Annotated in this window: 17 protein-coding genes and 2 pseudogenes; 17 read left to right on the top strand and 2 right to left on the bottom strand. The window is 62.1% G+C overall.

Annotation, left to right across the window (positions count from 1 at the left end; translation table 11 throughout):
- Positions 1-333 precede the first annotated feature (333 nt).
- Complete coding sequence (locus MHI61_RS13110) at positions 334-948, top strand: GntR family transcriptional regulator (RefSeq protein WP_239792317.1); 615 nt, start codon at positions 334-336, stop codon at positions 946-948.
- Positions 949-998: 50 nt separating this feature from the next.
- Here MHI61_RS13110 and MHI61_RS13105 read toward each other — a convergent pair whose 3' ends face one another.
- Positions 999-1,811 carry a ferredoxin--NADP reductase gene (locus tag MHI61_RS13105; protein ID WP_010060954.1) on the bottom strand — a complete coding sequence of 271 codons (813 nt, stop codon included), beginning with the start codon at positions 1,809-1,811 and terminating at the stop codon, positions 999-1,001.
- A gap of 348 nt (positions 1,812-2,159) precedes the next feature.
- Between MHI61_RS13105 and pcsA the strand changes: the two genes are divergently transcribed.
- The 14 genes and pseudogenes from pcsA (at position 2,160) to MHI61_RS13035 (ending at position 18,441) form a co-directional block, all read left to right on the top strand.
- Entirely contained in the window at positions 2,160-2,888 is a 729-nt protein-coding gene (gene pcsA, locus MHI61_RS13100) for a phosphatidylcholine synthase (protein ID WP_239792316.1), read from the top strand.
- Positions 2,889-2,899: 11 nt separating this feature from the next.
- Positions 2,900-3,880: a quinone oxidoreductase gene (locus MHI61_RS13095; protein WP_239792315.1), complete on the top strand. Its 981-nt coding sequence runs from the start codon at positions 2,900-2,902 to the stop codon at positions 3,878-3,880.
- Positions 3,881-3,919: 39 nt separating this feature from the next.
- Positions 3,920-5,488, top strand: a complete 1,569-nt coding sequence (locus MHI61_RS13090) for an ABC transporter ATP-binding protein (RefSeq protein ID WP_239792314.1) — start codon at positions 3,920-3,922, stop codon at positions 5,486-5,488.
- Positions 5,478-6,563 (top strand): ABC transporter permease, encoded by a 1,086-nt coding sequence (locus MHI61_RS13085; RefSeq protein ID WP_239792313.1) that lies wholly within the window; start codon positions 5,478-5,480, stop codon positions 6,561-6,563. The genes MHI61_RS13090 and MHI61_RS13085 overlap by 11 nt, the downstream gene beginning before the upstream one ends.
- Positions 6,560-7,480 (top strand): ABC transporter permease, encoded by a 921-nt coding sequence (locus MHI61_RS13080; protein WP_239792312.1) that lies wholly within the window; start codon positions 6,560-6,562, stop codon positions 7,478-7,480. Before MHI61_RS13085 ends, MHI61_RS13080 begins: the two co-directional genes overlap by 4 nt.
- Positions 7,481-7,529: 49 nt before the next feature.
- Complete coding sequence (locus MHI61_RS13075; protein WP_239792311.1) at positions 7,530-8,606, top strand: BMP family ABC transporter substrate-binding protein; 1,077 nt, start codon at positions 7,530-7,532, stop codon at positions 8,604-8,606.
- Between the two features lie 144 nt (positions 8,607-8,750).
- On the top strand, positions 8,751-9,713 hold the full coding sequence (gene ytfQ / locus MHI61_RS13070; RefSeq protein WP_097579261.1) for a galactofuranose ABC transporter, galactofuranose-binding protein YtfQ: 963 nt from the start codon (positions 8,751-8,753) through the stop codon (positions 9,711-9,713).
- A gap of 120 nt (positions 9,714-9,833) precedes the next feature.
- Positions 9,834-11,357 (top strand): galactofuranose ABC transporter, ATP-binding protein YtfR, encoded by a 1,524-nt coding sequence (ytfR, locus tag MHI61_RS13065; protein ID WP_239792310.1) that lies wholly within the window; start codon positions 9,834-9,836, stop codon positions 11,355-11,357.
- Positions 11,354-12,367: an ABC transporter permease gene (locus MHI61_RS13060; RefSeq protein WP_239792309.1), complete on the top strand. Its 1,014-nt coding sequence runs from the start codon at positions 11,354-11,356 to the stop codon at positions 12,365-12,367. Before ytfR ends, MHI61_RS13060 begins: the two co-directional genes overlap by 4 nt.
- Positions 12,364-13,332, top strand: coding sequence for a galactofuranose ABC transporter, permease protein YjfF (gene yjfF, locus MHI61_RS13055; protein WP_097579264.1), 969 nt, complete (start codon positions 12,364-12,366; stop codon positions 13,330-13,332). The genes MHI61_RS13060 and yjfF overlap by 4 nt, the downstream gene beginning before the upstream one ends.
- 16 nt (positions 13,333-13,348) lie before the next feature.
- Complete coding sequence (locus MHI61_RS13050; RefSeq protein ID WP_239792308.1) at positions 13,349-14,134, top strand: FadR/GntR family transcriptional regulator; 786 nt, start codon at positions 13,349-13,351, stop codon at positions 14,132-14,134.
- 165 nt (positions 14,135-14,299) lie between these two features.
- Positions 14,300-15,661, top strand: a complete 1,362-nt coding sequence (glmU, locus tag MHI61_RS13045) for a bifunctional UDP-N-acetylglucosamine diphosphorylase/glucosamine-1-phosphate N-acetyltransferase GlmU (RefSeq protein WP_239792307.1) — start codon at positions 14,300-14,302, stop codon at positions 15,659-15,661.
- Positions 15,662-15,771: 110 nt separating this feature from the next.
- Positions 15,772-17,599 (top strand): annotated as a pseudogene (gene glmS / locus MHI61_RS13040) (glutamine--fructose-6-phosphate transaminase (isomerizing)).
- A 134-nt stretch (positions 17,600-17,733) separates the two neighbouring features.
- The gene (locus tag MHI61_RS13035) at positions 17,734-18,441 is read left to right on the top strand and encodes a DUF502 domain-containing protein (RefSeq protein WP_239792306.1); all 708 of its coding nucleotides are present in this window, start codon (positions 17,734-17,736) and stop codon (positions 18,439-18,441) included.
- An 80-nt stretch (positions 18,442-18,521) separates the two neighbouring features.
- Here MHI61_RS13035 and recG read toward each other — a convergent pair.
- Positions 18,522-20,626, bottom strand: a pseudogene (recG, locus tag MHI61_RS13030) (ATP-dependent DNA helicase RecG).
- Between the two features lie 92 nt (positions 20,627-20,718).
- Here recG and MHI61_RS13025 point away from each other — a divergent pair.
- Entirely contained in the window at positions 20,719-21,024 is a 306-nt protein-coding gene (locus MHI61_RS13025) for a succinate dehydrogenase assembly factor 2 (RefSeq protein WP_017960426.1), read from the top strand.
- On the top strand, positions 21,021-24,524 hold the full coding sequence (gene mfd, locus MHI61_RS13020) for a transcription-repair coupling factor (RefSeq protein WP_239792305.1): 3,504 nt from the start codon (positions 21,021-21,023) through the stop codon (positions 24,522-24,524). The genes MHI61_RS13025 and mfd overlap by 4 nt, the downstream gene beginning before the upstream one ends.
- Positions 24,525-24,526 lie beyond the last annotated feature (2 nt).

Genomic DNA, 24,526 nt, shown 5'->3' with positions numbered 1-24,526 from the left:
GTCGGATTGATGAAGCGCCCGAGTGGCTCTTTACGCTGGGCATGAGTTTGTGAGGAACGCCAACCCCACTCTCCGTCCTCCCTCGACCTTGAGCCGAGGATCCATGCCGCTACCGCTGGCGGATGCGGTGTGGATGCTCGGCTCAAGCCTCAAGGCCGAGTATGAGGGAGGTTGGAACGGCGAAGTAAGTTCTTTCGGCGTAGACGCGTGAGTCCGCGAAACTCACACCGATGTTATCTATTTGTCTCTATTCTCATATTTCAATGCCGACTTGTGTTCGGTTTTTGACCGTGCCACTATGTGATATATCAGATTGGGCAGCGGACTTTCAGCATGCAGACGTCACAAAGCCATCGTGCCTACCTCGCGCTGGAGCACCTGATTGTCACCCTGGCCCTGAAGCCCGGGGCGCTTGTCACCGAAAAACAGCTGATCGATCTGGCGGGCCATGGCCGCACGCCGGTGCGCGAGGCGATCCAGAAGCTGGCCTGGCAGGGGCTGATCCTCGTCAAGCCGCGAGTTGGGCTGCAGGTGGCCGAAATCGCGGCGGAGGATCACGGCAATGTTATGCAGGTGCGCCGTGAACTGGAGCCGATCGCGGCCGCATTGGCCGCCGAACAGGCGACCGGCGAGCAGCGTGAACGCCTCGGCGACTGCGCTCGCGCGATGGAGGAATGCGCGGTGACCGGCGATCTCGCCGGCTTCTTTGCCCCCGACAAGGCCTTTGACGAAATCCTCGAGGATGCCTGCCCGAACGGTTTTATCGTCGCAGCGCTCGGCCCGGTGCAGACGCATTCGCGCCGCCTCTGGTATTCCACCGCAAGCCCCGAGCGCATGGATCGCGCCATCGCGCTGCATGTTGCCGTCATTCGCGCCATTCAGCAGGGCCGGCCGAAGGAGGCGCGCGCCGCCATGGCGGAGCTGATCGACTATCTCGCCCAAAAATAGAAACGGCCCCGTTTCCGGAGCCGTTGTCAGATCTGCTTGTCGGAAAACTGTCAGCCGACAAAGGCGCGTTCGATGACGAACTCGGCCGGCTTGCTGTTGGCACCTTCATTGAGGCCGGCCTTTTCGAGCAGTTCCTTGGTGTCCTTCAGCATGGCCGAGGAGCCACAGATCATGCCGCGGTCGATCGCCGGATCGAGCGGCGGCACGCCGAGATCGGTAAACAGCTTGCCTGACGAGATCAGGTCGGTGATACGGCCGCGATATTCGAAGTCTTCGCGCGTGACGGTCGCATAATGGCGCAGCTTGTCGCCGACGACTTCCTTCAGCAGCTCGTCATTCTGGATCTCGTGCACGAGGTCGAAGCCGTATTTCAGCTCGGCGACATCGCGGGTGGTATGGGTGAGGATGACTTCCTCGAACTTCTCATAGGTCTCGGGATCGCGGATCAGGCTGGCGAAGGGCGCAACGCCCGTTCCCGTCGAGAACATGTAGAGACGACGGCCGGGCGTCAGCGCATCGAGCACCAGCGTGCCCGTCGGCTTCTTGCGCATCAGCACCTGATCGCCTGGCTTGATCGCCTGCAGATGCGACGTGAGCGGGCCGTCCGGCACCTTGATCGAGAAGAATTCGAGCTCTTCGGCCCAGGCGGGGCTGGCGATCGAATAGGCGCGGAAGACCGGCTTGCCTTCGACCATCAGGCCGATCATCGCGAATTCGCCGGAACGGAAACGGAAGCCCTGCGGCCGGGTCATCGTGAAGCGGAAGAGCCGGTCGGTATAATGCGTCACGGCAAGCACCGTCTCGGCGTAGACGCCGGCGGGGATGGACGAGGCGAAGTCTTCGGTCTTTGCAGGCGCGTTCATTGCGGTAGAGGATCCCGTTTCGTCGGATGAACTATCGGATGCGAGGCAGATATTACATATCGGGCTCGAATTAAAGGCATTCCATTCCACGCAGCGCTCCTGAAGGGAAATATGCATGTCTTTGTCAGGATTCAATGGCGATCTCGGGGGCGGGCCGGCAATTCGTATTTCCTGCTGGCGAAGCCCGGCAAAGGATGCATATTAGGGCGGCGCGCCTGATGTGGACGCCGGTTTTCGGCAAAAGCGGTGCGACAACAAGGATCTACGGGAATCGATTCAGCGACGGGATCGGTGTCGGTGGCAAAAAAGACGCTTGCCGGGGCGAGCGCGATAGGGCGGTCGGGGAATATGAAGATTTTCAATTACAAGCGTGTTCCTTACGCGGAAATGCGCGCCTTTTCCGTTCACATCCTGACGGCCTCCGGCTCCTTCCTTGCCTTTCTCGGCGTTGTGGCCGCCGCCGAACATCGTTTCATCGACATGTTCTGGTGGCTGGGGCTTGCCCTTCTCGTCGACGGCATCGATGGGCCGATCGCCCGTAAGGTGCGCGTCAAGGAAGTGCTGCCGAACTGGTCGGGCGACACGCTCGACAATATTATCGATTACGTCACTTATGTGCTGCTGCCGGCCTTCGCGCTCTATCAGAGCGGCATGATTGGCGAGCCCTGGTCCTTTGTCGCCGCCGGCATGATCGTCGTTTCCAGCGCCATCTATTATGCCGATATGGGCATGAAGACCGAGGAGTATTTCTTCTCCGGCTTTCCCGTGGTCTGGAATATGATCGTCTTCACCCTGTTCGTCATCGATGCGAGCGCGACGACGGCACTCGCCGTCGTCATCGTTTCGGTGGTGCTGACCTTCCTGCCGATCAACTTCCTCCATCCGGTCCGCGTCAAACGGCTGCGCCCGCTCAATCTCGGCGTCTTTTTCCTGTGGTCGGCGCTCGGCGTTTTTTCACTGCTGATGCGCTTCGACACGCCCGAATGGGCTCTCATTCTCTTTATCGTGACCGGGATCTATCTTTACGTCATCGGCGCGGTGCTGCAATTCTTCCCCGCCCTTGGACGCGAAACTTGAGGACAGGCAAGATGACGAAGACGCAGGCGGTTTCATTCTCGAAGACAGGCGGGCCGGAGGTTTTCGACTATGTCGAGATCGATCTTGCGCCGCCCGCGGCCGGTGAGGTGCAGATCAGCCAAGCGGCGATCGGTCTCAATTTCATCGACGTCTATTTCCGCAACGGCTCCTACAAGGTGCCTCATCTGCCCTTCGTCACCGGCAAGGAGGGCGCCGGCACGGTGGCGGCGGTCGGCTCCGGCGTGACCGATTTCAAGGTCGGCGACCGGGTCGCCTATGCCAGCGCCGACGGCGCCTATGCCGCCGAGCGCAATATCGAGGCGCGCCATCTCGTGCATGTCCCCGATGGCATTGCGCTCGAGACGGCGGCGGCGATGATGCTGAAGGGCATGACCGCCGAATATCTCCTGAACCGCACCTTCAAGGTCGGCCCCGAGACGGTCCTGCTGTTTCATGCCGCCGCGGGCGGCGTCGGGCTGATCGCCGGCCAATGGGCAAAGGCGCTCGGCGCCACCGTCATCGGCACGGCGGGCTCTGAAGACAAGGTCGCGCTGGCGCTCGCCCATGGCTACGACCATGTGATCAACTACAAGAGCGAAGACTTCGTCGCCCGCGCGCGCGAAATCACCGGGGGCAAGGGCGTCGATGTCGTCTATGATTCGATCGGCCGCGATACTTTTCCACAGTCGCTCGATTGCCTGAAGCCGCGCGGCCTTTTTGCCTCTTTCGGCCAGTCCTCCGGGCCGATCGAGAATTTCAGCCTTTCCCAGCTGGCGCAGAAGGGGTCGCTCTTTGCAACTCGGCCGACGTTGTTCACCTATATCGCCGCACGCCAGCAATTGGTCGACAGTGCGAAAGCGCTATTTGATGTTGTGCAAAGCAACAAAGTGCGTATCAATATCAACCAAACCTATCCGTTGCGTGAGGTTGGGCGGGCTCACGCGGATCTGGAAACAAGAAAAACAACAGGAACGACGCTGCTGATTCCATGAGATCCGAACGGACCGGTTGGTAGAAGAAATGAGGGGAACGTGTCGCCATTGAATGTGCCGGATTCCGGTGCGTTACTATCCGTCCAGAAGCTGACGAAGTTTTTCGGTGGCTTTGCCGCCTGCAATGAAATCGATCTCGATATAGCGCCGGGCGAAATTCACGCGCTTCTCGGCGAAAATGGCGCAGGCAAATCCACCCTGGTCAAGATGCTGTTCGGCGTTCTGGAGCCGACGCATGGGCATATCCTCTGGCAGGGCAGTCCGGTCGCGGTCGCTTCGCCGGGCGAAGCCCGCAAGCTCGGCATCGGCATGGTCTTCCAGCATTTTTCGCTGTTCGAGGCGCTGACCGTTGCCGAAAACATTGCGCTTTCCCTCGATGACAGCATTCCGATCGACCGGATCGCCGAGGAGGCGAGGGCGCTGTCGGTCGCCTACGGCCTGCCGCTCGATCCGCATGCCCATGTCGCCGATCTCTCGGTCGGCGAGCGCCAGCGCATCGAGATCGTTCGTGCGCTGCTGCAAAATCCGAAGCTCATCATTCTCGATGAGCCGACCTCGGTGCTGACGCCGCAGGAGGCCGACAGGCTGTTCGAAACGCTGTTCAAGCTGCGCGCCGAGGGCCGCTCGGTTCTCTATATCAGTCACCGCCTGGAGGAGGTGCAGCGTATCTGCGATCGCGCCACCGTGCTGCGCCATGGCCGGGTAACCGGCGCCTGCGATCCGAAGCAGGAGACGCCGGCCTCGCTTGCCCGGATGATGGTCGGCAGCGAGGTGGCGACCGTCACCCATCCGGAGCGCAGCGACAAGAGCGAGGTGCAGCTTGCCGTTTCAAGCCTGTCGGTTGCCGCGCGCACGCCTTTCGCCATGCCTTTGCGCGACATCTCGCTCTCGGTGCGATCAGGCGAGATCCTTGCCATCGCCGGGGTTGCCGGCAACGGGCAGAGCGAGCTCTTCGATGCGCTCTCCGGCGAATATCCGGTCGCCTCGGCCGAAGCGATCGTGATCCGCAAAAAGCCTGTGGGCAGGGAGGGCATCACGGCCCGCCGCTTGCTCGGAGCCGGGTTCGTTCCGGAGGAGCGGCACGGCCACGCCGCCGTTTCTTCCATGAATCTTTCCGACAATCTGGTGCTTGCCCGCAGCCAGTCGGATCGCAAAGCCTTTCTCGGCGTGCTTGGCATCATCCGCCACGGCGCGGTTAAATCTGCCGCACGGCGCATTTCCGAGGCGATGGATGTTCGCAAGAGCGGCGATGACCCGGCCGCCGGATCGCTATCCGGCGGCAATCTGCAGAAGTTCATTGTCGGCCGTGAACTCGACCGCCAGCCGGCCGTCCTCGTCGTCAACCAGCCGACCTGGGGCGTGGATGCCGGAGCGGCGAGCCGCATCCGCCAGGCTTTGGTCGACCTCGCAAAATCCGGCTCCGCCGTCGTCGTCATCAGCCAGGATCTCGACGAAATCTTCGAGGTGGCGACCGATATCGCCGTCATTTCCGAAGGCCGCCTTTCCAGGCCTTTCCCGGCGGGCGAGCTGACGCGCGAAAAGATCGGTCTGCTTATGGGTGGCCTGCACGAGAGCAGTTCTGCCGCGGAGGCAGCCCATGCGCATTGAACTGGAAAAACGTCCCGACGTTTCGAAGCTCTTCGGCTTCGTCTCGCCGCTCCTCGCTCTCGTCCTGACGCTGACTTTCGGCGCCATCATGTTCGCCTTGCTCGGCAAGGACCCTGCCGCGGCACTGAGCGCCTTCTTCGTCGAACCGCTGCTCGAGGTCTGGTCGCTGCATGAGCTGGCGATTAAGGCCGCCCCGCTGATCCTGATCGCGGTCGGCCTTGCCGTCTGTTATCGCTCGAACAACTGGAACATCGGTGCGGAAGGCCAGTTCACCATCGGCGCCATCACCGGCTCCTATCTGCCGATCGTCTTCTACGACTGGCATTCGCCGCTGGTCCTGCCGCTGATGCTGATCCTGGGAGCGCTCGGCGGCGCGCTCTTTGCCGCCATTCCGGCGCTGTTGAAGGCGCATTTCAACACCAACGAAATCCTGACGTCCTTGATGCTGGTCTATATCGCCCAGCTCTTCCTCGACTGGCTGGTCCGAGGCGCCTGGCGCGATCCGAAGGGCTTCAACTTTCCTGTTTCACGGGATTTCGCGCCGGAGGCCGTGCTGCCGGCGATCTGGGAAGAATCGGGCCGGGTTCACTGGGCCTTCATTTTCGCCATCATTGCGGCGATCGGCGTCTGGTTCATGTTGCGCTATACGTTGAAAGGCTTCGAGATCGTCGTGCTCGGCCAATCGGAAAGGGCAGGGCGCTTCGCCGGCTTCTCGGCGAAGAAGATGATATGGTTCAGCTTTCTCTTCTCGGGCGCGCTTGCCGGCCTTGCTGGCATCAGCGAGGTTTCCGGTTCGATCGGCCATCTCCAGCCGGCAATCTCTCCGGGCTACGGCTTCACCGCCATTATCGTCGCCTTCCTCGGCCGTCTCAACCCGCTCGGGATCATCGCATCGGGACTGGTGCTGGCGCTGACCTATCTCGGCGGCGAGGCCGCGCAGCTTTCGATCGGCATTTCCGATAAGGTCACCCGCGTTTTCCAGGGGCTGCTGCTCTTTTTCGTACTCTCTTGCGATATGCTCATCTATTACAAAATCCGCATTGTCTGGTCGCGGGTCAGGGGCGAGGCGGCATGAGCATCTTCGAAGCCATTCTGCTGACTGTCATCACCGCCTCGACACCCCTCGTTATCGCAGCCCTTGGCGAACTGGTGACGGAACGATCCGGCGTTCTCAACCTCGGCGTCGAAGGCATGATGATCATCGGCGCCGTCGGGGCCTTTGCCGCAGCCCAGCTCACCGGGTCGGCCTATATCGGCATTGTCGGCGGCATTGTCAGCGGCGCACTGTTTTCGCTGCTCTTCGCCTTCCTGACCCTGACGCTCGTCACCAATCAGGTGGCGACGGGCCTCGCCCTGACGATCCTCGGCCTTGGCGCTTCCGGCATGCTCGGCGAACCCTTCGTCGGCGCGCCCGGTATCCGGCTTCTGCCGATCGAAATCCCGGTGCTCTCGGCTATTCCCTATGTCGGAACCGTCCTCTTCAAGCAGGACATGATCTTCTACCTGTCGATCCTGCTTGTTATCGGCGTCAACTGGTTCCTCTTCAGGAGCCGCACCGGCCTGAAGATACGCGCCATCGGCGATAATCACGCCTCCGCCCATGCGCTCGGCATCAACGTCATCCGCACGCGTTATCTCGCCGTAATGTTCGGCGGTGCGTGCGCCGGCCTTGCAGGGGCGCAGCTGTCGCTGATCTATACGCCGCAATGGACCGAGAATATGTCGTCCGGGCGGGGCTGGATCGCGCTGGCGCTTGTCGTCTTCTCCTCATGGCGGCCTTGGCGCCTGCTGGCTGGCGGTTATCTCTTCGGGGCTGTGACGATCCTGCAACTGCACGCGCAGGCCTTCGGCATCGGCATTCCGTCGCAGTTCCTGTCGATGCTGCCCTATGCGGCGACAGTTGTGGTCCTCATCATGATCTCGCATAATCGGCGCACGACGATGATCAATACGCCGGCCTCGCTTGGCAAAGCCTTCGTGCCTGACCGGTGAGCAACAACAAAAAAGACGGGTTTCAAACTTCCAACCAACAGGGATCAAAATGAAAAAACTTGCACTTGCTCTCGCAGCGACAGCTGCCCTTGTCCTGAGCATCGGTTCGGCCGCCGAGGCTGCCGACAAGACCAAGGTCTGCTTCGTCTATGTCGGCACCCGCACCGATGGCGGCTGGACGCAGGCCCATGAAAACGGCCGCCTCCAGGTCGAGAAGGAATTCGCCGACAAGGTCGAAACGTCCTACCTCGAAAGCGTTCCGGAGGGTCCTGATGCCGAACGCGCCATTGAGCGCATGGCCCGTTCCGGCTGCTCTCTGATTTTCACCACATCCTTTGGCTACATGGACGCGACGATCGCCGTCGCCAAGAAGTTCCCGAAGGTGAAATTCGAGCATGCGACGGGCTTCAAGGCGGCAGACAACGTCGCGACCTACAATTCGCGCTTCTACGAAGGCCGCTACATCAGCGGCATTATCGCCGGCAAGCTGTCGAAGAACGGCACGGCAGGCTATATCGCCTCCTTTCCGATCCCCGAAGTGGTGATGGGAATCAACGCCTTCGAAACTGGCGCCAAGTCGGTCAACCCGAACTTCAAGATGAAGGTGATCTGGGTCAATACCTGGTTCGACCCGGGCAAGGAAGCCGATGCCGCCAAGGCGCTGCTCGACCAGGGCGTCGATATTCTCACCCAGCACACGGACACGACCGCTCCGATGCAGGTTGCCGAGCAACGCGGCGTCAAGGCCTTCGGCCAGGCGTCCGACATGATCAAGGCTGGCCCGAACGTACAGCTTACCGCGATCATCGACACCTGGGGCAACTATTACGTCAAGCGCGTCCAGGCGCTCCTCGACGGCACCTGGAAGTCGGAACAGAGCTGGGATGGCCTCAAGGACGGCATTCTGACGATGGCGCCCTACACGAACATGCCCGACGATGTGAAGAAACTCGCCGAGGAAGCCGAAGCCAAGATCAAGTCGGGCGATCTGCATCCGTTTACCGGCCCGATCAACAAGCAGGACGGTACGCCCTGGCTGAAGGCCGGAGAGAAGGCCGATGATGGCACGCTGCTCGGCATGAACTTCTACGTCGAAGGCGTCGACGACAAGCTTCCGGCGCAATAACCGGTTGACGATTTTGCAGATGCGAGGGGCGTCCCTGTGGACGCCCTTTTTTGTTGCGGTGCATCCTAAAAAACCGATTTACAAAAGTAATACTATATGATTTTTTGACCCTGCGCCGCGAAGGAGCGGCATTGGGAGGATATCATGAAATTGAAGACTGCACTCTTGAGTGCTACGATTCTTGCTGCCTGCATGTTCGGTTCGGCTTCGGCCGCCGGCCTGACCGTCGGCTTCTCGCAGATCGGCTCGGAATCGGGTTGGCGTGCGGCTGAAACGACCGTCACCAAGGAGCAGGCCAAGAAGCGGGGCATCGATCTGAAGTTTGCCGATGCCCAGCAGAAGCAGGAAAACCAGATCAAGGCCCTGCGCTCCTTCATCGCCCAGGGCGTCGACGCCATCCTGATTGCTCCGGTCGTCGAAACCGGCTGGGACGATGTTCTCAAGGAAGCCAAGGAAGCCAAGATTCCGGTCATTCTGCTCGACCGCACCATCAAGGCTCCTGACGATCTCTACCTGACGGCTGTCACCTCCGACCTCGTCCATGAAGGCAAGGTCGCCGGCGACTTCCTGGTCAAGACTATTGGCGACAAGAAGTGCAATGTCGTCGAGCTGCAGGGCACGACCGGTTCGTCGCCGGCCATCGCCCGCAAGAAGGGCTTCGAAGAAGCTCTCGCCGGCCACGACAACCTCAAGATCGTTCGCAGCCAGACCGGCGACTTCACCCGCACCAAGGGCAAGGAAGTCATGGAAAGCTTCCTGAAGGCCGAAAATGGCGGCAAGGATATCTGCGCGCTCTACGCCCATAACGACGACATGGCCGTCGGCGCCATCCAGGCGATCAAGGAAGCCGGCCTGAAGCCCGGCAAGGATATCCTCGTCGTCTCGATCGACGCCGTTCCCGATATCTTCAAGGCAATGTCCGAAGGCGAAGCCAATGCCACGGTCGAACTGACGCCGAACATGGCTGGTCCGGCCTTCGATGCGCTCGAAGCCTATCTGAAGGACAAGAAGGCTCCGGCAAAGTGGATCCAGACAGAGTCCAAGCTCTACACGCCCGCCGACGAGCCGATGAAGGTCTACGAAGAGAAGAAGGGTCAGGGCTACTGATTTGAACCTGGAACCGCACCGGTCCATCATGGACCGGTGTGGAACTGCCGGTGCCGGACCGGGCGTCATGCCCGGTTTTGGTGCAGGCGCAAGGCGCAATATCAGGAAACAGCAGCCCTCATGGTTCACAATAACGAGACTATTCTCGCTGCCTCGGCCATATCGAAATTCTTTCCCGGTGCCATCGCATTGGACAAGGTGGATTTCACGCTGCGCCGCGGCGAGGTTCATGCCCTTCTCGGCGAGAACGGCGCCGGCAAATCGACGCTGATCAAGTGCATCACCGGCGCCTACCATCGTGACGAAGGCAGCCTGATGCTGGACGGCCAGGAGATCAATCCGGCCAATACGCTCGCTGCCCAGAAGCTTGGTATCGGCACCGTCTATCAGGAGGTCAACCTCCTCTCTAATCTGAGCGTCGCCGAAAATCTCTTTCTCGGTCGCCAGCCGAAGCGTTTCGGCATGACCGACGTGCGCGCGATGAACCGCAAGGCGCGCGAACTTCTGGCCGGTTACGGCATCGATATCGACGTCACCGCCGAACTCAGTCGCTTCTCGGTCGCTGTCCAGCAGGTGGTGGCGATCGCTCGCGCCGTCGATCTCTCCGGCAAGGTGCTGATATTGGATGAGCCGACGGCGAGCCTCGACAACCAGGAAGTGGCGCTGCTCTTCCGCATCATTGACGGCCTGAAGAAGCGCGGCCTCGGCATCGTCTTCATTACCCATTTCCTCGAGCAGGTCTATGCGATCAGCGATCGCATCACCGTGCTGCGCAATGGCAAGCTTGTCGGCACCCGCGACGCCGCCGAGCTGCCGCGCCAGGGCCTGATCGCCATGATGCTAGGCCGCGAGCTCGCGCAGGCCGAAGAAACGGTCAGGGAACACAGCATTGCGGCGGGCGAGGTCCGCTACAGATTTGCCGGCTACGGCAAACGCGGCAAGGTCAAGCCATTTGATCTCGATGTGTGCGCGGGCGAGGTGGTCGGCATCGCCGGCCTGCTCGGCTCGGGGCGCACCGAAACTGCCGAACTGCTCTTCGGCGTCGAGCATGCCGATAGCGGCAGTGTTACGATCGACGGCCAGCCTGCAACTCTGTCCAGTCCGCGCGCTGCGATCGAAAAGGGCTTCGGCTTCTGCCCCGAGGACCGCAAGACCGATGGCATCGTCGGCGACCTGTCGATCCGAGAAAATATCGCGCTTGCGCTGCAGGCCCGCCGCGGCTGGACCCGGCCGCTGTCGCGCGCCGAGCAGAATGCGCTGGCCGACCGCTACATCAAGGCGCTCGACATCAGAACGACCGACCGTGAAAAGCCGATCCGGCTGCTCTCCGGCGGCAACCAGCAGAAGGCAATCCTTGCCCGCTGGCTGGCGACCAATCCTAAGTTTCTCATCCTCGACGAGCCAACCCGCGGCATCGATGTCGGCGCCCATGCCGAGATCATCCGGCTCATCGAACAGCTCTGCGCCGAAGGCATGTCATTGATCGTAATTTCCTCGGAACTTGAAGAGCTTGTCGCCTATAGTTCACGTGTTATCGTACTTCGCGACAGGCAGCATATCGCCGAACTCACGGGCGAGCGCATCACCGCCGCCGGTATCGTCGATGCCATTGCCGCCGCCGAACACAAGACGGAGGACGCATGAAATCCTCCCGGAATGCGCTGGCCTATCGCCTGGCGCCGCAATTGATCGCTCTCGCAGTCATTCTTCTGTTGAATTTCATAACGTCACCACAGTTTTTTAATGTGGTGGTTCAGAATGGACGGCTCTATGGCAGCCTGATCGACGTGCTGAATCGCGGAGCGCCGGTGGCGCTCCTGGCGATCGGCATGACGCTGGTGATTGCCACCAAAGGCATCGACCTGTCCGTCGGCGCGGTCATCGCCATCTGCGGCGCCGTTGCTGCGTCATCGATCGTATCCGGCAATTCAGTTGCCTACACCATCCTGTTGACGCTGTTGATCGGACTTGCTTGCGGCGTCTGGAACGGTTTCCTGGTGGCGATTCTCAACATCCAGCCGATTATCGCCACGCTGGTGCTGATGGTCGCCGGCCGCGGCATCGCCCAGCTCATCACCGAAGGTGCCATCCTGACCTTTAATGATGACGGCCTGATCTTCTTCGGCAGCGGTTCCATGGCTCTCCTGCCGATGCCCGTCGTTATCTGGTTGCTCGTCGGGCTGCTGGTAATCCTGCTCGTCCGGCGCACGGCGCTCGGCATGCTGCTCGAGGCCGTCGGCATCAACCGCCGCGCCAGCACGCTCTCCGGCATCCAGACGCCGGTGCTGCTGATGGCCGTCTACATGCTGAGCGGGCTCTGCGCCTCGATCGCCGGCATCATCGTCGCAGCCGACATCAAGGGTGCCGACGCCAACAATGCCGGTCTCTGGCTCGAACTCGACGCCATTCTCGCCGTTGTCGTCGGCGGCAATTCGCTGCTCGGCGGTCGCTTCAGCATCGTGGGATCGCTGATCGGCGCGATGATCATCCAGGCTGTCAATACCGGCATCCTGTCCTCCGGCTTTCCGCCCGAATTCAATCTGATCATCAAGGCGGTGATCATCATCGTGATCCTCGTCATCCAGTCGCCGGCGATGCAGTCGCTCGCCATCTTTGCCAGCCGCCGGCAGGGCGGAAGGGAGCAGCCGAAATGAACTCCAAATACCTGCCGCTGCTTGCGACCGTCGTCATCTTCGTGCTTGCCTATGCCGGCTGCACGCTGCAATATCCGAACATGCTGTCGACGCGCGTCATCGGCAATCTTTTGACCGACAACGCCTTTCTCGGCATTGCCGCGGTCGGCATGACCTTCGTCATCATCTCCGGCGGCATCGATCTGTCGATCGGTTCGGTCATCGCCTTTACCGGCGTCTTCCTTGCTGTCATCCTGCAGAACACCTCGATCCATCCGCTGCTCGCCTTCGCGCTCGTCCTCGTCATCACCACCGCCTTCGGTGCCGTCATGGGCGCGATCATCCATTATCTCGAAATGCCGGCCTTTATCGTCACACTTGCCGGCATGTTCCTGGCGCGCGGTATCGCCTTCGTGCTCTCGATCGACAGCATTCCGATCAACCACGACTATTATTCGACGCTGACGAGCCTCTATTGGCGACTGCCCGGAGGCGGGCGGCTGACGCTGATCGGCGCCATCATGCTTCTGGTCTTTGCCGCCGGCATCTTTATCGCCCACCGCACCCGCTTCGGCACCAATGTCTATGCGCTCGGCGGCGGTCCGCAGACGGCGCGGCTGATGGGCGTGCCGGTCGGCCGCACGACGATCCAGATCTATGCGCTGTCGGGTTTTCTCGCCGGCCTATCCGGAATCGTTTTTTCGCTGTACACCTCTGCTGGATATTCTCTTGCGGCGGTCGGCGTCGAACTCGACGCGATCGCGGCAGTCGTCATCGGAGGGACGCTGCTGACCGGAGGAGCGGGATTCGTGGCAGGAACCTTGATCGGCATCCTGATCCAGGGGCTCATTCAGACTTACATCACCTTCGACGGCACGCTGTCGAGCTGGTGGACCAAGATCCTGATTGGCCTGCTGCTGTTTGCATTCATCCTGATGCAGAAGGCGATCCTGTTCCTTTCCAGTCTGAACAAGAGGTATGCCTGAGGGGGAGACGGATCGCTTGCGCAACAAATTGATCGAGACACGCAAGACAGGGCGCCGGACCCGGACAAGCCACGCCCAGGTGGTCGACGAGCTCGGCAAGGCGATCGTCGCCGGCACCTATCCCGTCGGCTCGATTCTGCCCGGCGACACCGAACTGGCGCAGCGTTTCAAGGTGTCGCGCACGGTCCTGCGCGAGACGATGAAGACGCTCGCCGCCAAGGGCATGGTCGTCGCCAAGGCGCGCGTCGGCACGCGTGTGACCGAGAAGAATCTTTGGAACATGTTCGACAGCGAGATCATCGCCTGGCACTTCGACAGTGGCGTGACGGAAGAATTCCTGTTGCAGCTTTACGATATCCGACTTGCTGTCGAACCCTTCGCCGCCGGCCTCGTCGCCGAGCGGGCCAATGCCGAGGAAATCGAGACGCTGCGCGGGCTGGCGGAGGAGATGGCGGCGAGCGACCACACGGCCGACAGCCTGGCGCTCGCCGACCTGCACTTTCACCTGGCGCTTGCCGAAGCCTCGCACAATCCCTTTATGCGCACCCTCGGCAGCCTTATCGAGGCGGCTCTCGTCGGCATGTTCCGCATCAGTACGCCGCCCTCCGAAAATGGGTTTGCCAATATTGCCGACACCCATATGCGCATCGTCGATGCCATCGCTTCCGGTGACAGCGCCGCCGCGCGCCGGGCGATGGAAGTCGTCATCCTGGACGGCCGCGATCATGTGCACGAAGCCTTCGCGACCCGCGGCGATCCTGCTGCCATGGAGCCGCTTTCGCCCGCAATTTCACCTAAGTAAGGGCTTTGACCGTGCTATGGCGTTGCGCGTCTTTGGGGACGCGCAAAGGGCGCCGTCGCACTTTCGATCCTTCCATCGCGGCTTCCGAAAATCGATTCCGATTTCAGGAATTATGCAGTATGAGGCAACAAAGCCGCCTCATGGCGCGGATTCGTGGAGCAGATCATGGAACGTACTTGTCTTGCCGTCATCCTAGCTGCCGGTGACAGCACGCGGATGAAATCCTCGAAATCGAAGGTGCTGCATCCGGTCGCCGGGCGGCCTATGATCGCCCATGTCGTCGAGGCAGTCGCCTCCGCCGGCATTTCCGCCGTCGCCCTTGTCGTCGGCCGCGACGCCGAGGAGGTGGCAAAGGCCGCAAGCATCGATGGTGTCGGCGTCGAATCCTATCTGCAGCAGCAGCGCCTCGGCACCGGCCACGCAGTGCTGGCGGCGCGTGAAGCGATCGCCAAGGGTTATGACGATATTCTCGTCACCTATGGCGACGTGCCGCTGCAGACCGAGGGCCCGCTGAAAGCCGCCCGCCAGGGTCTTGCCGATGGCAGCGACATCGTCGTCATTGGTTTTCACACCGACCGTCCGACCGGCTATGGCCGGCTGCTCGTCAAGGACGGCGAATTGATCGCCATCCGCGAGGAGAAGGATGCGACCGATGCCGAGCGCGCTGTCACCTGGTGCAACAGCGGGCTGATGGCGATCAACGGCCGCAAGGCGCTCGATCTCCTCTCGCGCATCGGTAATGCCAATGCCAAGGGCGAATTCTATCTGACCGATCTGGTCGAGATCGCCCGCTCGCTCGGCGGCCGCGTTACCGCCGTCGATGCCCCTGAAATCGAGATGACCGGCTGCAACAACCGCGCCGAACTCGCCGTCATCGAGCGCTTCTGGCAGGAGCGCCGCCGCCGCGAGATGATGCTGGCGGGCGTCACCATGATCGCACCGGAAACAGTGTTCCTCTGCTACGATACCGTCATCGGCCAGGATGCGCTGATCGAGCCGAACGTCGTCTTCGGCCCTGGCGCGGTAATCGACAGCGGCGCCGTCATCCATGCTTTCTCGCATATCGAAGGCGCTCATGTCAGTGAGAGCGCGACCGTCGGTCCCTTCGCACGGCTGCGGCCGGGTGCCGATCTCGCCAGCGGCGCCAAGGTCGGCAATTTTTGCGAGGTGAAGAACGGCCGGTTGGGCGAGGGCGCCAAGATCAACCACCTCACCTATATCGGTGATGCCGTCGTCGGCGCCGGCAGCAATATCGGCGCCGGCACGATCACTTGCAATTATGACGGGGTCAACAAGAGCGAAACGGTGATCGGCGAAAACGCCTTCATCGGTTCCAACTCCTCGCTGGTCGCGCCGGTGACGATCGGCGACGGTGCCTATATCGGGTCCGGCAGCGTCATCACCGCCGACGTGCCGGCCGATGCGCTGGCGCTCGGCCGCGCCCGCCAGGAGATCAAGCCGGGCCGCGCGTCCTTGCTGCGCGAACGCGCGCTCGCCATTAAGGCGGCAAAGAAGGCGAAAGCCTGAGGGACGGTTTGCGTAACCGGCGGAAATTGAAAGTGACCGCCGAGGCCATTGAGAAATAAGCGGAAATCGTTAGGACTGGCCTCGTTATCGAAGGCTTATGGGGATATTGCATGTGCGGAATTGTGGGGATCGTCGGAACTCAGCCTGTTGCGGAGCGCCTTGTCGATGCGCTGAAGCGCCTCGAATATCGCGGTTATGACTTCCGCCGGCGTTGCCACCATCCATGAGGGCGTGATGGATCGCCGCCGCGCCGAGGGCAAGCTCTTCAATCTGGAAAAACGCCTCGATGCGGAACCGCTGCCAGGTTTGGTCGGAATCGCCCACACACGCTGGGCGACCCACGGCGTGCCGAACGAGACCAATGCCCATCCGCATTTCGTCGAAGGCGTCGCCGTCGTCCATAACGGCATCATCGAGAACTTCTCCGAGCTGCGCGACGAGTTGACCGCGGACGGATCGGTCTTCGAAACCCAGACCGACACCGAAGTCGTCGCCCAGCTGATGGCGAAATATCTGCGCGAAGGCCTCGAGCCGCGCGCCGCCATGCTGAAGATGCTGAACCGGGTGACCGGCGCCTATGCGCTGGCAGTCATGCTCAAGGCCGATCCCGGCACGATCATGGCCGCCCGTTCCGGCCCGCCGCTTGCCGTCGGCTACGGCCGCGGCGAGATGTTCCTCGGCTCGGATGCCATCGCGCTCTCGCCCTTCACCAACGAAATCACCTATCTCGTCGACGGCGACTGCGCCGTCATCACTCGTGATAGCGTCTCGGTGCTCGATTTCACCGGCAAGCCGGTCAAGCGCGCCCGCCAGATCTCTCAGGCGACCGCCTATGTCGTCGACAAGGGCAACCACCGCCACTTCATGGAAAAGGAAATCTACGAGCAGCCGGAGGTGATCTCCCACGCGCTCAGCCACTATGTCGATTTCGCCGAGAACACGATCGGCGCCAATGCCGCGGCGATCGATTTCAAAGCGGCGACCGGCCTGGCGATCTCGGCCTGCGGCACCGCCTATCTCGCCGGTCTCGTCGGCAAATACTGGTTCGAGCGTTATGCCCGCCTGCCGGTCGAGATCGACGTCGCCTCGGAATTCCGCTACCGCGAAATGCCGCTTTCGCCCTCGCAGGCGGCACTCTTCATCTCGCAGTCCGGCGAAACCGCCGATACGCTGGCATCGCTGCGTTACTGCCGCGACAACGGCCTGAAGATCGGCGCCGTCGTCAATGTCCGCGAATCGACGATCGCACGCGAATCTGACGCCGTCTTCCCAATCATGGCCGGCCCTGAAATCGGCGTTGCCTCGACCAAGGCCTTCACTTGCCAGCTTGCCGTGTTGGCGTCGCTGGCGATCGGCGCCGGCAAGGCGCGCGGCACGGTGAGCACTGAGGAGGAGAGGGCGTTGGTGCGTCATCTCGCCGAAATGCCGCGCATCATGAGCCGGGTGCTGAACCTCATCCAGCCGCAGATGGAAAGCCTGTCGCGGGAATTGTCGAAGTGCAAGGACGTGCTCTATCTCGGCCGCGGCACCAGCTTCCCGCTCGCCATGGAAGGCGCGCTGAAGCTCAAGGAAATCTCCTATATCCACGCCGAAGGTTATGCCGCCGGCGAATTGAAGCACGGGCCGATCGCGTTGATCGACGAGAACATGCCGGTTATCGTCATCGCCCCTTACGACCGTTTCTTTGAAAAGACCATCTCCAACATGCAGGAGGTCGCAGCCCGTGGCGGCCGCATCATCTTCATCACCGACGAAGCCGGTGCGGCGGCCTCGAAACTGCCGACCATGGCGACGATTACCCTGCCTGTCGTCGACGAAATCATCGCGCCGATGATCTTCTCGCTGCCGATCCAGCTGCTTGCCTATCACACGGCCGTCTTCATGGGCACCGATGTCGACCAGCCCCGCAATCTGGCGAAATCCGTGACCGTGGAATAAGCCTGGAGGACCGGGCCTTCGCGCCGAAACATATTGTGCGACGCCTCGAATTCTGGCAATTTTGGTATGCGGACAAGGGGGAAGGGCCGGCGTTCCGGCCCGTCCAGGACTGAGATGGAGTTCATCAGGAAACGATGGCCGACAACGCCCCCAGAATGCCGGTCGCGACCCGGCTGAGGAACAATTTTCTCGCAGGCCTGATCATCTGCGCGCCCATCGCGATTACCATCTGGCTGACCTGGACCTTCATCCATTGGTCGGACAGCTGGGTCAGGCCTTACATTCCGGCGCGCTGGAACCCGGAAAGCTATCTCAATTTCGCCATTCCCGGCTTCGGCCTGCTGATCGCCATCGTGCTGATCACCGTCGTCGGCTTCCTCGGCAAGAACCTCATCGGCCAGAGCATCGTCCGTTTCGGCGAATCGATCGTCCAGCGCATGCCGCTGGTGCGCACGATCTACAGAAGCGTGAAGCAGATTTTCGAAACGGTGCTGAAGGAGCAGTCGAACTCCTTCAAGAAGGTCGGGCTTATTGAATATCCAGGCCCCGGCCTCTGGGCGCTGGTCTTCGTCGCAACCGACGCCAAGGGCGAGATCGCCTCGAAGTTCAATGCCATGGGCCAGGATATGGTCGCCGTTTTCCTGCCGCCGACGCCGGTGCCGACGGCGGGCTTCCTCGTCTTCGTGCCGCGCGAAAAGATCGTCCTGCTCGATATGAGCCCGGAAGACGCCGCCAAGTTCCTGATCTCAGGCGGTCTCGTCGCCCCAGAACACAAGCCGTTGGAGCCGAAGCAGAAGCATCTGCCGCGGCCGAAGCCGGTGGCGGTTTCAAAAGCGGATTGATGCATGTCGCCCAAAAGTGTTTGGCGGTTTTGGGATAACGACATGCATGGAAAGAAGATTAAAGCGCGCCGCGGCGTGCTTTATCCCGCCCTTAAGAACCGGATCGCCTCGTCGCGGCGGAAGAGATAGAGCAAGGTGCGGATCGCCTGTCCTCTGTCACTTGTCAGCTCCGGATCGCGCTCGATGAGATAGGCCGCATCCTTGCGGGCGATCTCCAGCAGGTCGGCATGCGCCTCGAGGCTGGCGATGCGGAAGCCCGGCGTGCCGGACTGGCGGGTGCCGAGCAGTTCGCCTTCGCCGCGCAGCTTCAGATCCTCCTCGGCGATGCGAAAACCATCCTCGGTCTCGCGCATTATCGAAAGCCTGGCATGGCCGGTTTCGCCGAGCGGCCCCTTATAGAGCAGGATGCAGGTCGAGGCCTCGTCGCCGCGCCCGACGCGGCCGCGCAACTGATGCAATTGCGCCAGGCCGAAGCGTTCGGCATGTTCGATCACCATGATCGTCGCATCCGGCACGTCGACGCCGACCTCGACGACGGTGGTGGCGACGAGCAGCCGGGTCTCGCCGTTCTTGAACGCCATCATCGCCGCGTCCTTCTCCGGTCCGCTCATGCGGCCGTGGATGAGGCCGATATCGGGGCCGAGCGCGGCAACAAGTGTCGCATGCCGCTCCTCGGCCGACATCAGGTCGAGCTCTTCGGATTCTTCGACCAGCGGGCAGATCCAGTAGGCCTTCTTGCCCTCGGCAAGCGCGCTTTGCAGCCGCCCGACGATTTCGCCGGTGCGCTCCATCGGCACGGTGATCGTCTGGATCGGCTTGCGGCCGGCAGGTTTTTCCGTGAGCTTGGAAACGTCCATGTCGCCGAAGGCGGCAAGCACCAGCGTGCGCGGGATCGGCGTCGCCGTCATCACAAGCATGTGCGGCGAGATGCCCTTGGCGGTCAGCCTGAGCCGCTGATGCACGCCGAAACGGTGCTGTTCGTCGACGACGGCCAGCATGAGGTTGGCGTAAGATACAGTATCCTGGAACAGCGCATGCGTACCGATGATGATCTGTGCCGCACCGGAGGCGATGCGCTCCAGGATTTCCTCCCGCTCGCGTCCCTTGGTCCGCCCGGTTAGCACCTCGATGCCGAGCCCGGCGGAGGCGGCGAATTTTGAGATCGTCGCGTGATGCTGGCGCGCCAGGATTTCGGTCGGCGCCATCAGTACCGCCTGGCCGCCGCTCTCGATCACCGCCGCCATCGCCATCAGCGCCACCAGCGTCTTGCCGGAGCCGACATCGCCCTGCAGCAGCCGCAGCATGCGCTCGGCTCCGGCCATGTCCTTCAAAACCTCGGCGATCGCCCCGTTCTGGCTCGATGTGAGCGAGAAGGGCAGGAACTTCAGGATTTTGCCGCTGATTTCGCCGGTCGCGTGCACCGGCTGGCCCGCCACCTTGCGCAGCCTCTGGCGCACCAGGCTCAGTGAAAGCTGGCCGGCGAGGAACTCGTCATAGGCAAGCCGCCGCCGGGCAGGGGCCTGCGGGTCGATATCGGTGGGATCGCGCGGCTCGTGCAGCATGTGGAAGCTGTCGCGGATCGACGGCAGGCCCTGCTTCTGCGTCAAGGTGAGATCGATCCATTCCGGCAATTCAGGAAAACGCGGCAGGGCGGCGTCGATGATCTTGCGCAGCGTCTTCGGTGACAGTCCTGCCGTCAGCGGATAGATCGGCTCGACGAGCGGCAGGTTCTCCGCCTCGTCGGCCCTGACGATATAGTCGGGATGCACCATCGAGGCGCGGCCGTTGAACCAGTCGACCTTGCCGCTGACTGTCACCTCGGCATCAACAGGCAGCTGCTTTTCCAGCCAGGCCGCCTGGCCCCGGAAGAAGACCAGTGTCAATTCGCCGGTCTCGTCATGCAGGAAGACGCGGTAGGGCACATTGCTTTTGCCGCGCGGCGGCACCTGGTGGCGGTCGACACGGGCGGTGATCGTCACGATCGCGCCCTGTGGTGCCCGGGCGATTCCCGGCTGGTTGCGCCGGTCGATCAGCGAGAAGGGCGCGTGGAAGAGGAGATCGATGACCCGGCAATCCTCTGGCGTCTCGCGACCGAGCAGCTTGACCAGCAGTTCGGCGATCTTCGGGCCGACGCCCGGAAGGCCCGAAATGGGGAAAACAGAGGATCGAGAATGGCGGGGCGCATGCGGTCAAAATGCGATGAACAATGCGGCCTTGGCAAGGCTGACAAGCCGCTTTCGAGGGGCTATAGAGGCGCATCAACAGGAAGGTAATGCCATGACAGGTGTCACGCTCACGAGTGCCGGTCTCGACCCGCGCCGCCGCAGAATCCTTTTCCGCTGCTGGCATCGCGGCATCCGCGAGATGGATCTGGTCTTCGGCCAGTTCGCCGAAGCCGAGGTCGCGACTCTGTCGGAAGCCGAACTCGACGAGTTCGAGACGATTATGGCGGAAGAGGACAATGATCTCGTCCGCTGGATTATGGGAACATGGCCGGTGCCTGAGCGTTTCCAGACACCGATGTTTGCCCGCATCGCCGCCTATAAGCCCGATTTCGACAAGCCCCTCAGGACGCCGGAATGATCCCTGGTTTCGATGCGAAGAAGCTTGCGGCCATTGCCGAGCCGCTGACGATCGGCAATGTGCCGGCAGGTCTTGAAACGCTGCTGCTCGCCGAGCTCGCCCGAACGGGAGAGCCGGTCGCCTATGTCATGTCCGACGGCCATCGCATGGCCGATCTCGAACAGATGCTGGGCTTTGTCGCCCCCGACATTCCGGTTCTCACCCTGCCGGCCTGGGACTGTCTGCCCTATGACCGCGTCTCGCCGAGCGCCGATACTTCGGCCCGCCGGCTTGCCGCACTCGGCGGCCTCATCGCTCACCGGAAAAAGCCGCATGCGGCCATCGTGCTCGTCACCGCCAATGCCATGCTGCAGAAGGTGGCGCCGCAGGATGTCATCGAAAGCCTGAGCTTTTCGGCCCGACCCGGCAACCAGCTGCGCATGGACGATCTCGCCGGACGTCTGGAGCGCAACGGTTTCGACCGCGTCGCCACTGTTCGCGAAGTCGGCGAATATGCCGTGCGCGGTGGCATTCTCGACGTCTTCGTGCCGGGATCGGAAGAGCCGGTCCGTCTCGATTTCTTCGGCGATACGCTGGAATCGATCCGCAGCTTCGATCCAGCAAGCCAGCGCACGACCGGCCAGGTGCGCTCCCTCGATCTCAACCCGATGAGCGAGGTGACGCTGACGCCGGATACGATCAGCCGCTTCCGTAAGAATTACCTTTCGGCTTTCGGCGCGATGACACGTGATGACGCGCTCTATCTCGCCGTCTCCGAAGGCCGCCGTTACCCCGGCATGGAGCATTGGCTGCCGTTCTTCTACGAGAAGCTCGATACCGTTTTCGATTATCTCAGCGGCTTCCGTGTCGTCACCGACCATACGGTGCGTGAGGCGGCCGAAGAGCGCTCCAAGCTCGTCCTCGATTATTTCGACGCCCGCCTGAATTCCGGCCAGCCCGCCAAGGGCCAGATGGCGCAGGGCACGCCCTATAAGCCGGTGGCGCCGGGGCAGCTCTACCTGGACAGCAAGCTTTTCGCCAAGACTCTCGACGCGCTCGGCGCGATCCGTGTCAGCCCTTTCAATGAAATCGAGGGCGAGGCGAGGCGGGTCGTCAATATCGGAGCCCGCCAGGGCCAGCGCTGGGCTCGCTCGAATGCCGAGGGCGGCGGCGATGCCGAGCGCGTCAATATCTTCGACGTCGTCGTCAAGCATATCGCCGACCGCCGCGCCGGCGGCGCGAAAGTGCTGGTCACTGCCTGGACCGAGGGCTCGCTGGAGCGGCTGCTGCAGGTGCTGAACGAGCATGGCCTGGAAAAGGTGAAGCCGGTCGAGGCGCTGAAGGATCTCGGGGCGCTGGGCAAAGGCGAGGCCGCTGCCGCCGTGCTCAATCTCGAATCAGGCTTCGAGGCCGGTGATCTCGTCGTCATCGGCGAACAGGATATTCTCGGCGACCGCATGGTGCGCCGCTCCAAACGCCGCAAGCGCGCCGCCGATTTCATCGCCGAGGTCGCCGGCCTCGACGAGGGCTCGATCGTCGTCCATGCCGAACACGGCATCGGCCGCTTTATTGGTCTCAAGACCATCGAGGCGGCAGGCGCCCCGCATGCCTGCCTCGAACTGCAGTATGCCGACGAGGCCAAGCTCTTCCTGCCGGTCGAAAACATCGATCTTCTCTCGCGCTACGGCGGCGAGGGCACCGAGGCTCAACTCGACAAGCTCGGCGGCGGCGCTTGGCAGATGCGCAAGGCCAAGCTCAAGAAGCGGTTGCTCGATATGGCGGACGCGCTGATCCGCATCGCCGCCGAGCGTCTGACGCGCCACGCGCCTGTTCTGACGACCCCGGACGGCCTTTACGACGAGTTTTCCGCCCGCTTCCCCTATGACGAGACCGAGGACCAGGATAACGCCATCGACGCTGTGCGCTCCGATCTCGGCGCCGGCCGGCCGATGGATCGTCTCGTCTGCGGCGACGTCGGCTTCGGCAAGACCGAAGTGGCCTTGCGCGCCGCCTTCGTCGCCGCGATGAACGGCGTCCAGGTTGCCGTCGTGGTGCCGACGACCTTGCTCGCGCGCCAGCATTTCAAGACTTTCTCCGAGCGTTTTCGCGGCCTGCCGGTGCGCATCCAGCAAGCCTCGCGGCTTGTCGGTGCCAAGGAACTGGCACTGACCAAGAAGGAAGTCTCCGAAGGCAAGACCGATATCGTCGTCGGTACCCATGCGCTGCTCGGCGCCGGCATCAAATTCGCCAATCTCGGCCTGCTCGTCATCGACGAGGAGCAGCATTTCGGCGTCAAACACAAGGAGCGGCTGAAGGAGCTGAAGAGCGACGTGCACGTTCTGACGCTGTCGGCCACACCGATCCCGCGCACGCTGCAGCTCGCCATGACCGGCGTGCGCGAACTGTCGCTGATCACCACGCCGCCGGTCGATCGCATGGCGGTGCGCACCTTCATCTCGCCTTTCGACAGCCTGGTCATCCGCGAGACGCTGATGCGCGAGCACTATCGCGGCGGCCAGAGCTTCTATGTCTGCCCGAGGCTTGCCGATCTTGCCGATGTCCATGCCTTCCTGCAGTCCGATGTGCCGGAGCTGAAGGTCGCCGTTGCTCATGGCCAGATGCCGGCCGGCGAGCTCGAAGACATCATGAACGCCTTTTATGAAGGCCGCTACGACGTGTTGCTGTCGACCACCATCGTCGAATCCGGCCTCGACGTGCCGACAGCCAACACGTTGATCGTCCACCGCGCCGATATGTTCGGCCTTGCCCAGCTCTATCAGCTGCGCGGCCGCGTCGGCCGCTCGAAGGTGCGCGCTTTTGCCCTCTTCACCCTGCCTGTGAACAAGGTGCTGACGGCAACGGCCGACCGCCGGCTGAAGGTGCTGCAGTCCCTGGATACGCTCGGCGCCGGCTTCCAGCTGGCAAGCCACGACCTCGATATCCGCGGCGCCGGCAACCTGCTCGGCGAAGAGCAGTCCGGCCATATCAAGGAAGTCGGCTTCGAGCTCTATCAGCAGATGCTGGAAGAGGCGGTCGCCGAGGTCAAGGGCGTCGACGAGATCCACGACACCGGCTGGTCGCCGCAGATCTCGGTCGGCACGACGGTGATGATCCCGGAGGATTACGTTCCCGATCTGCATCTGCGCATGGCGCTTTACCGCCGTCTCGGCGAACTCACCGAACTCAAGGAGATCGACGGCTTCGGCGCGGAGATGATCGACCGCTTCGGCCCGATGCCGATCGAAGTCCAGCATCTCCTGAAGATCGTCTACATCAAGTCGCTCTGCCGAACCGCCAATGTCGAAAAGCTCGATGCCGGCCCGAAGGGCGTCGTCGTTCAGTTCCGCAACAAGGAATTCCCGAACCCCGCAAATCTCGTCGGCTATATCGGCAAGCAGGGCACGATGGCGAAGATCCGCCCCGACCACAGCCTGTTCCTGACCCGCGACCTGCCGACCCCGGAAAAACGCCTCCAGGGGGCCGCGGTCATAATGACGCAACTGGCAGAGATGGCGAAATAATC

The organism is Rhizobium sp. K102 (genome assembly GCF_022385315.1).
Classification (GTDB): Bacteria; Pseudomonadota; Alphaproteobacteria; order Rhizobiales; family Rhizobiaceae; genus Rhizobium; species Rhizobium croatiense.
The sequence above is the reverse complement of the archived record's forward strand: the minus strand, read 5'-3'. Positions and strand labels throughout refer to the sequence as shown.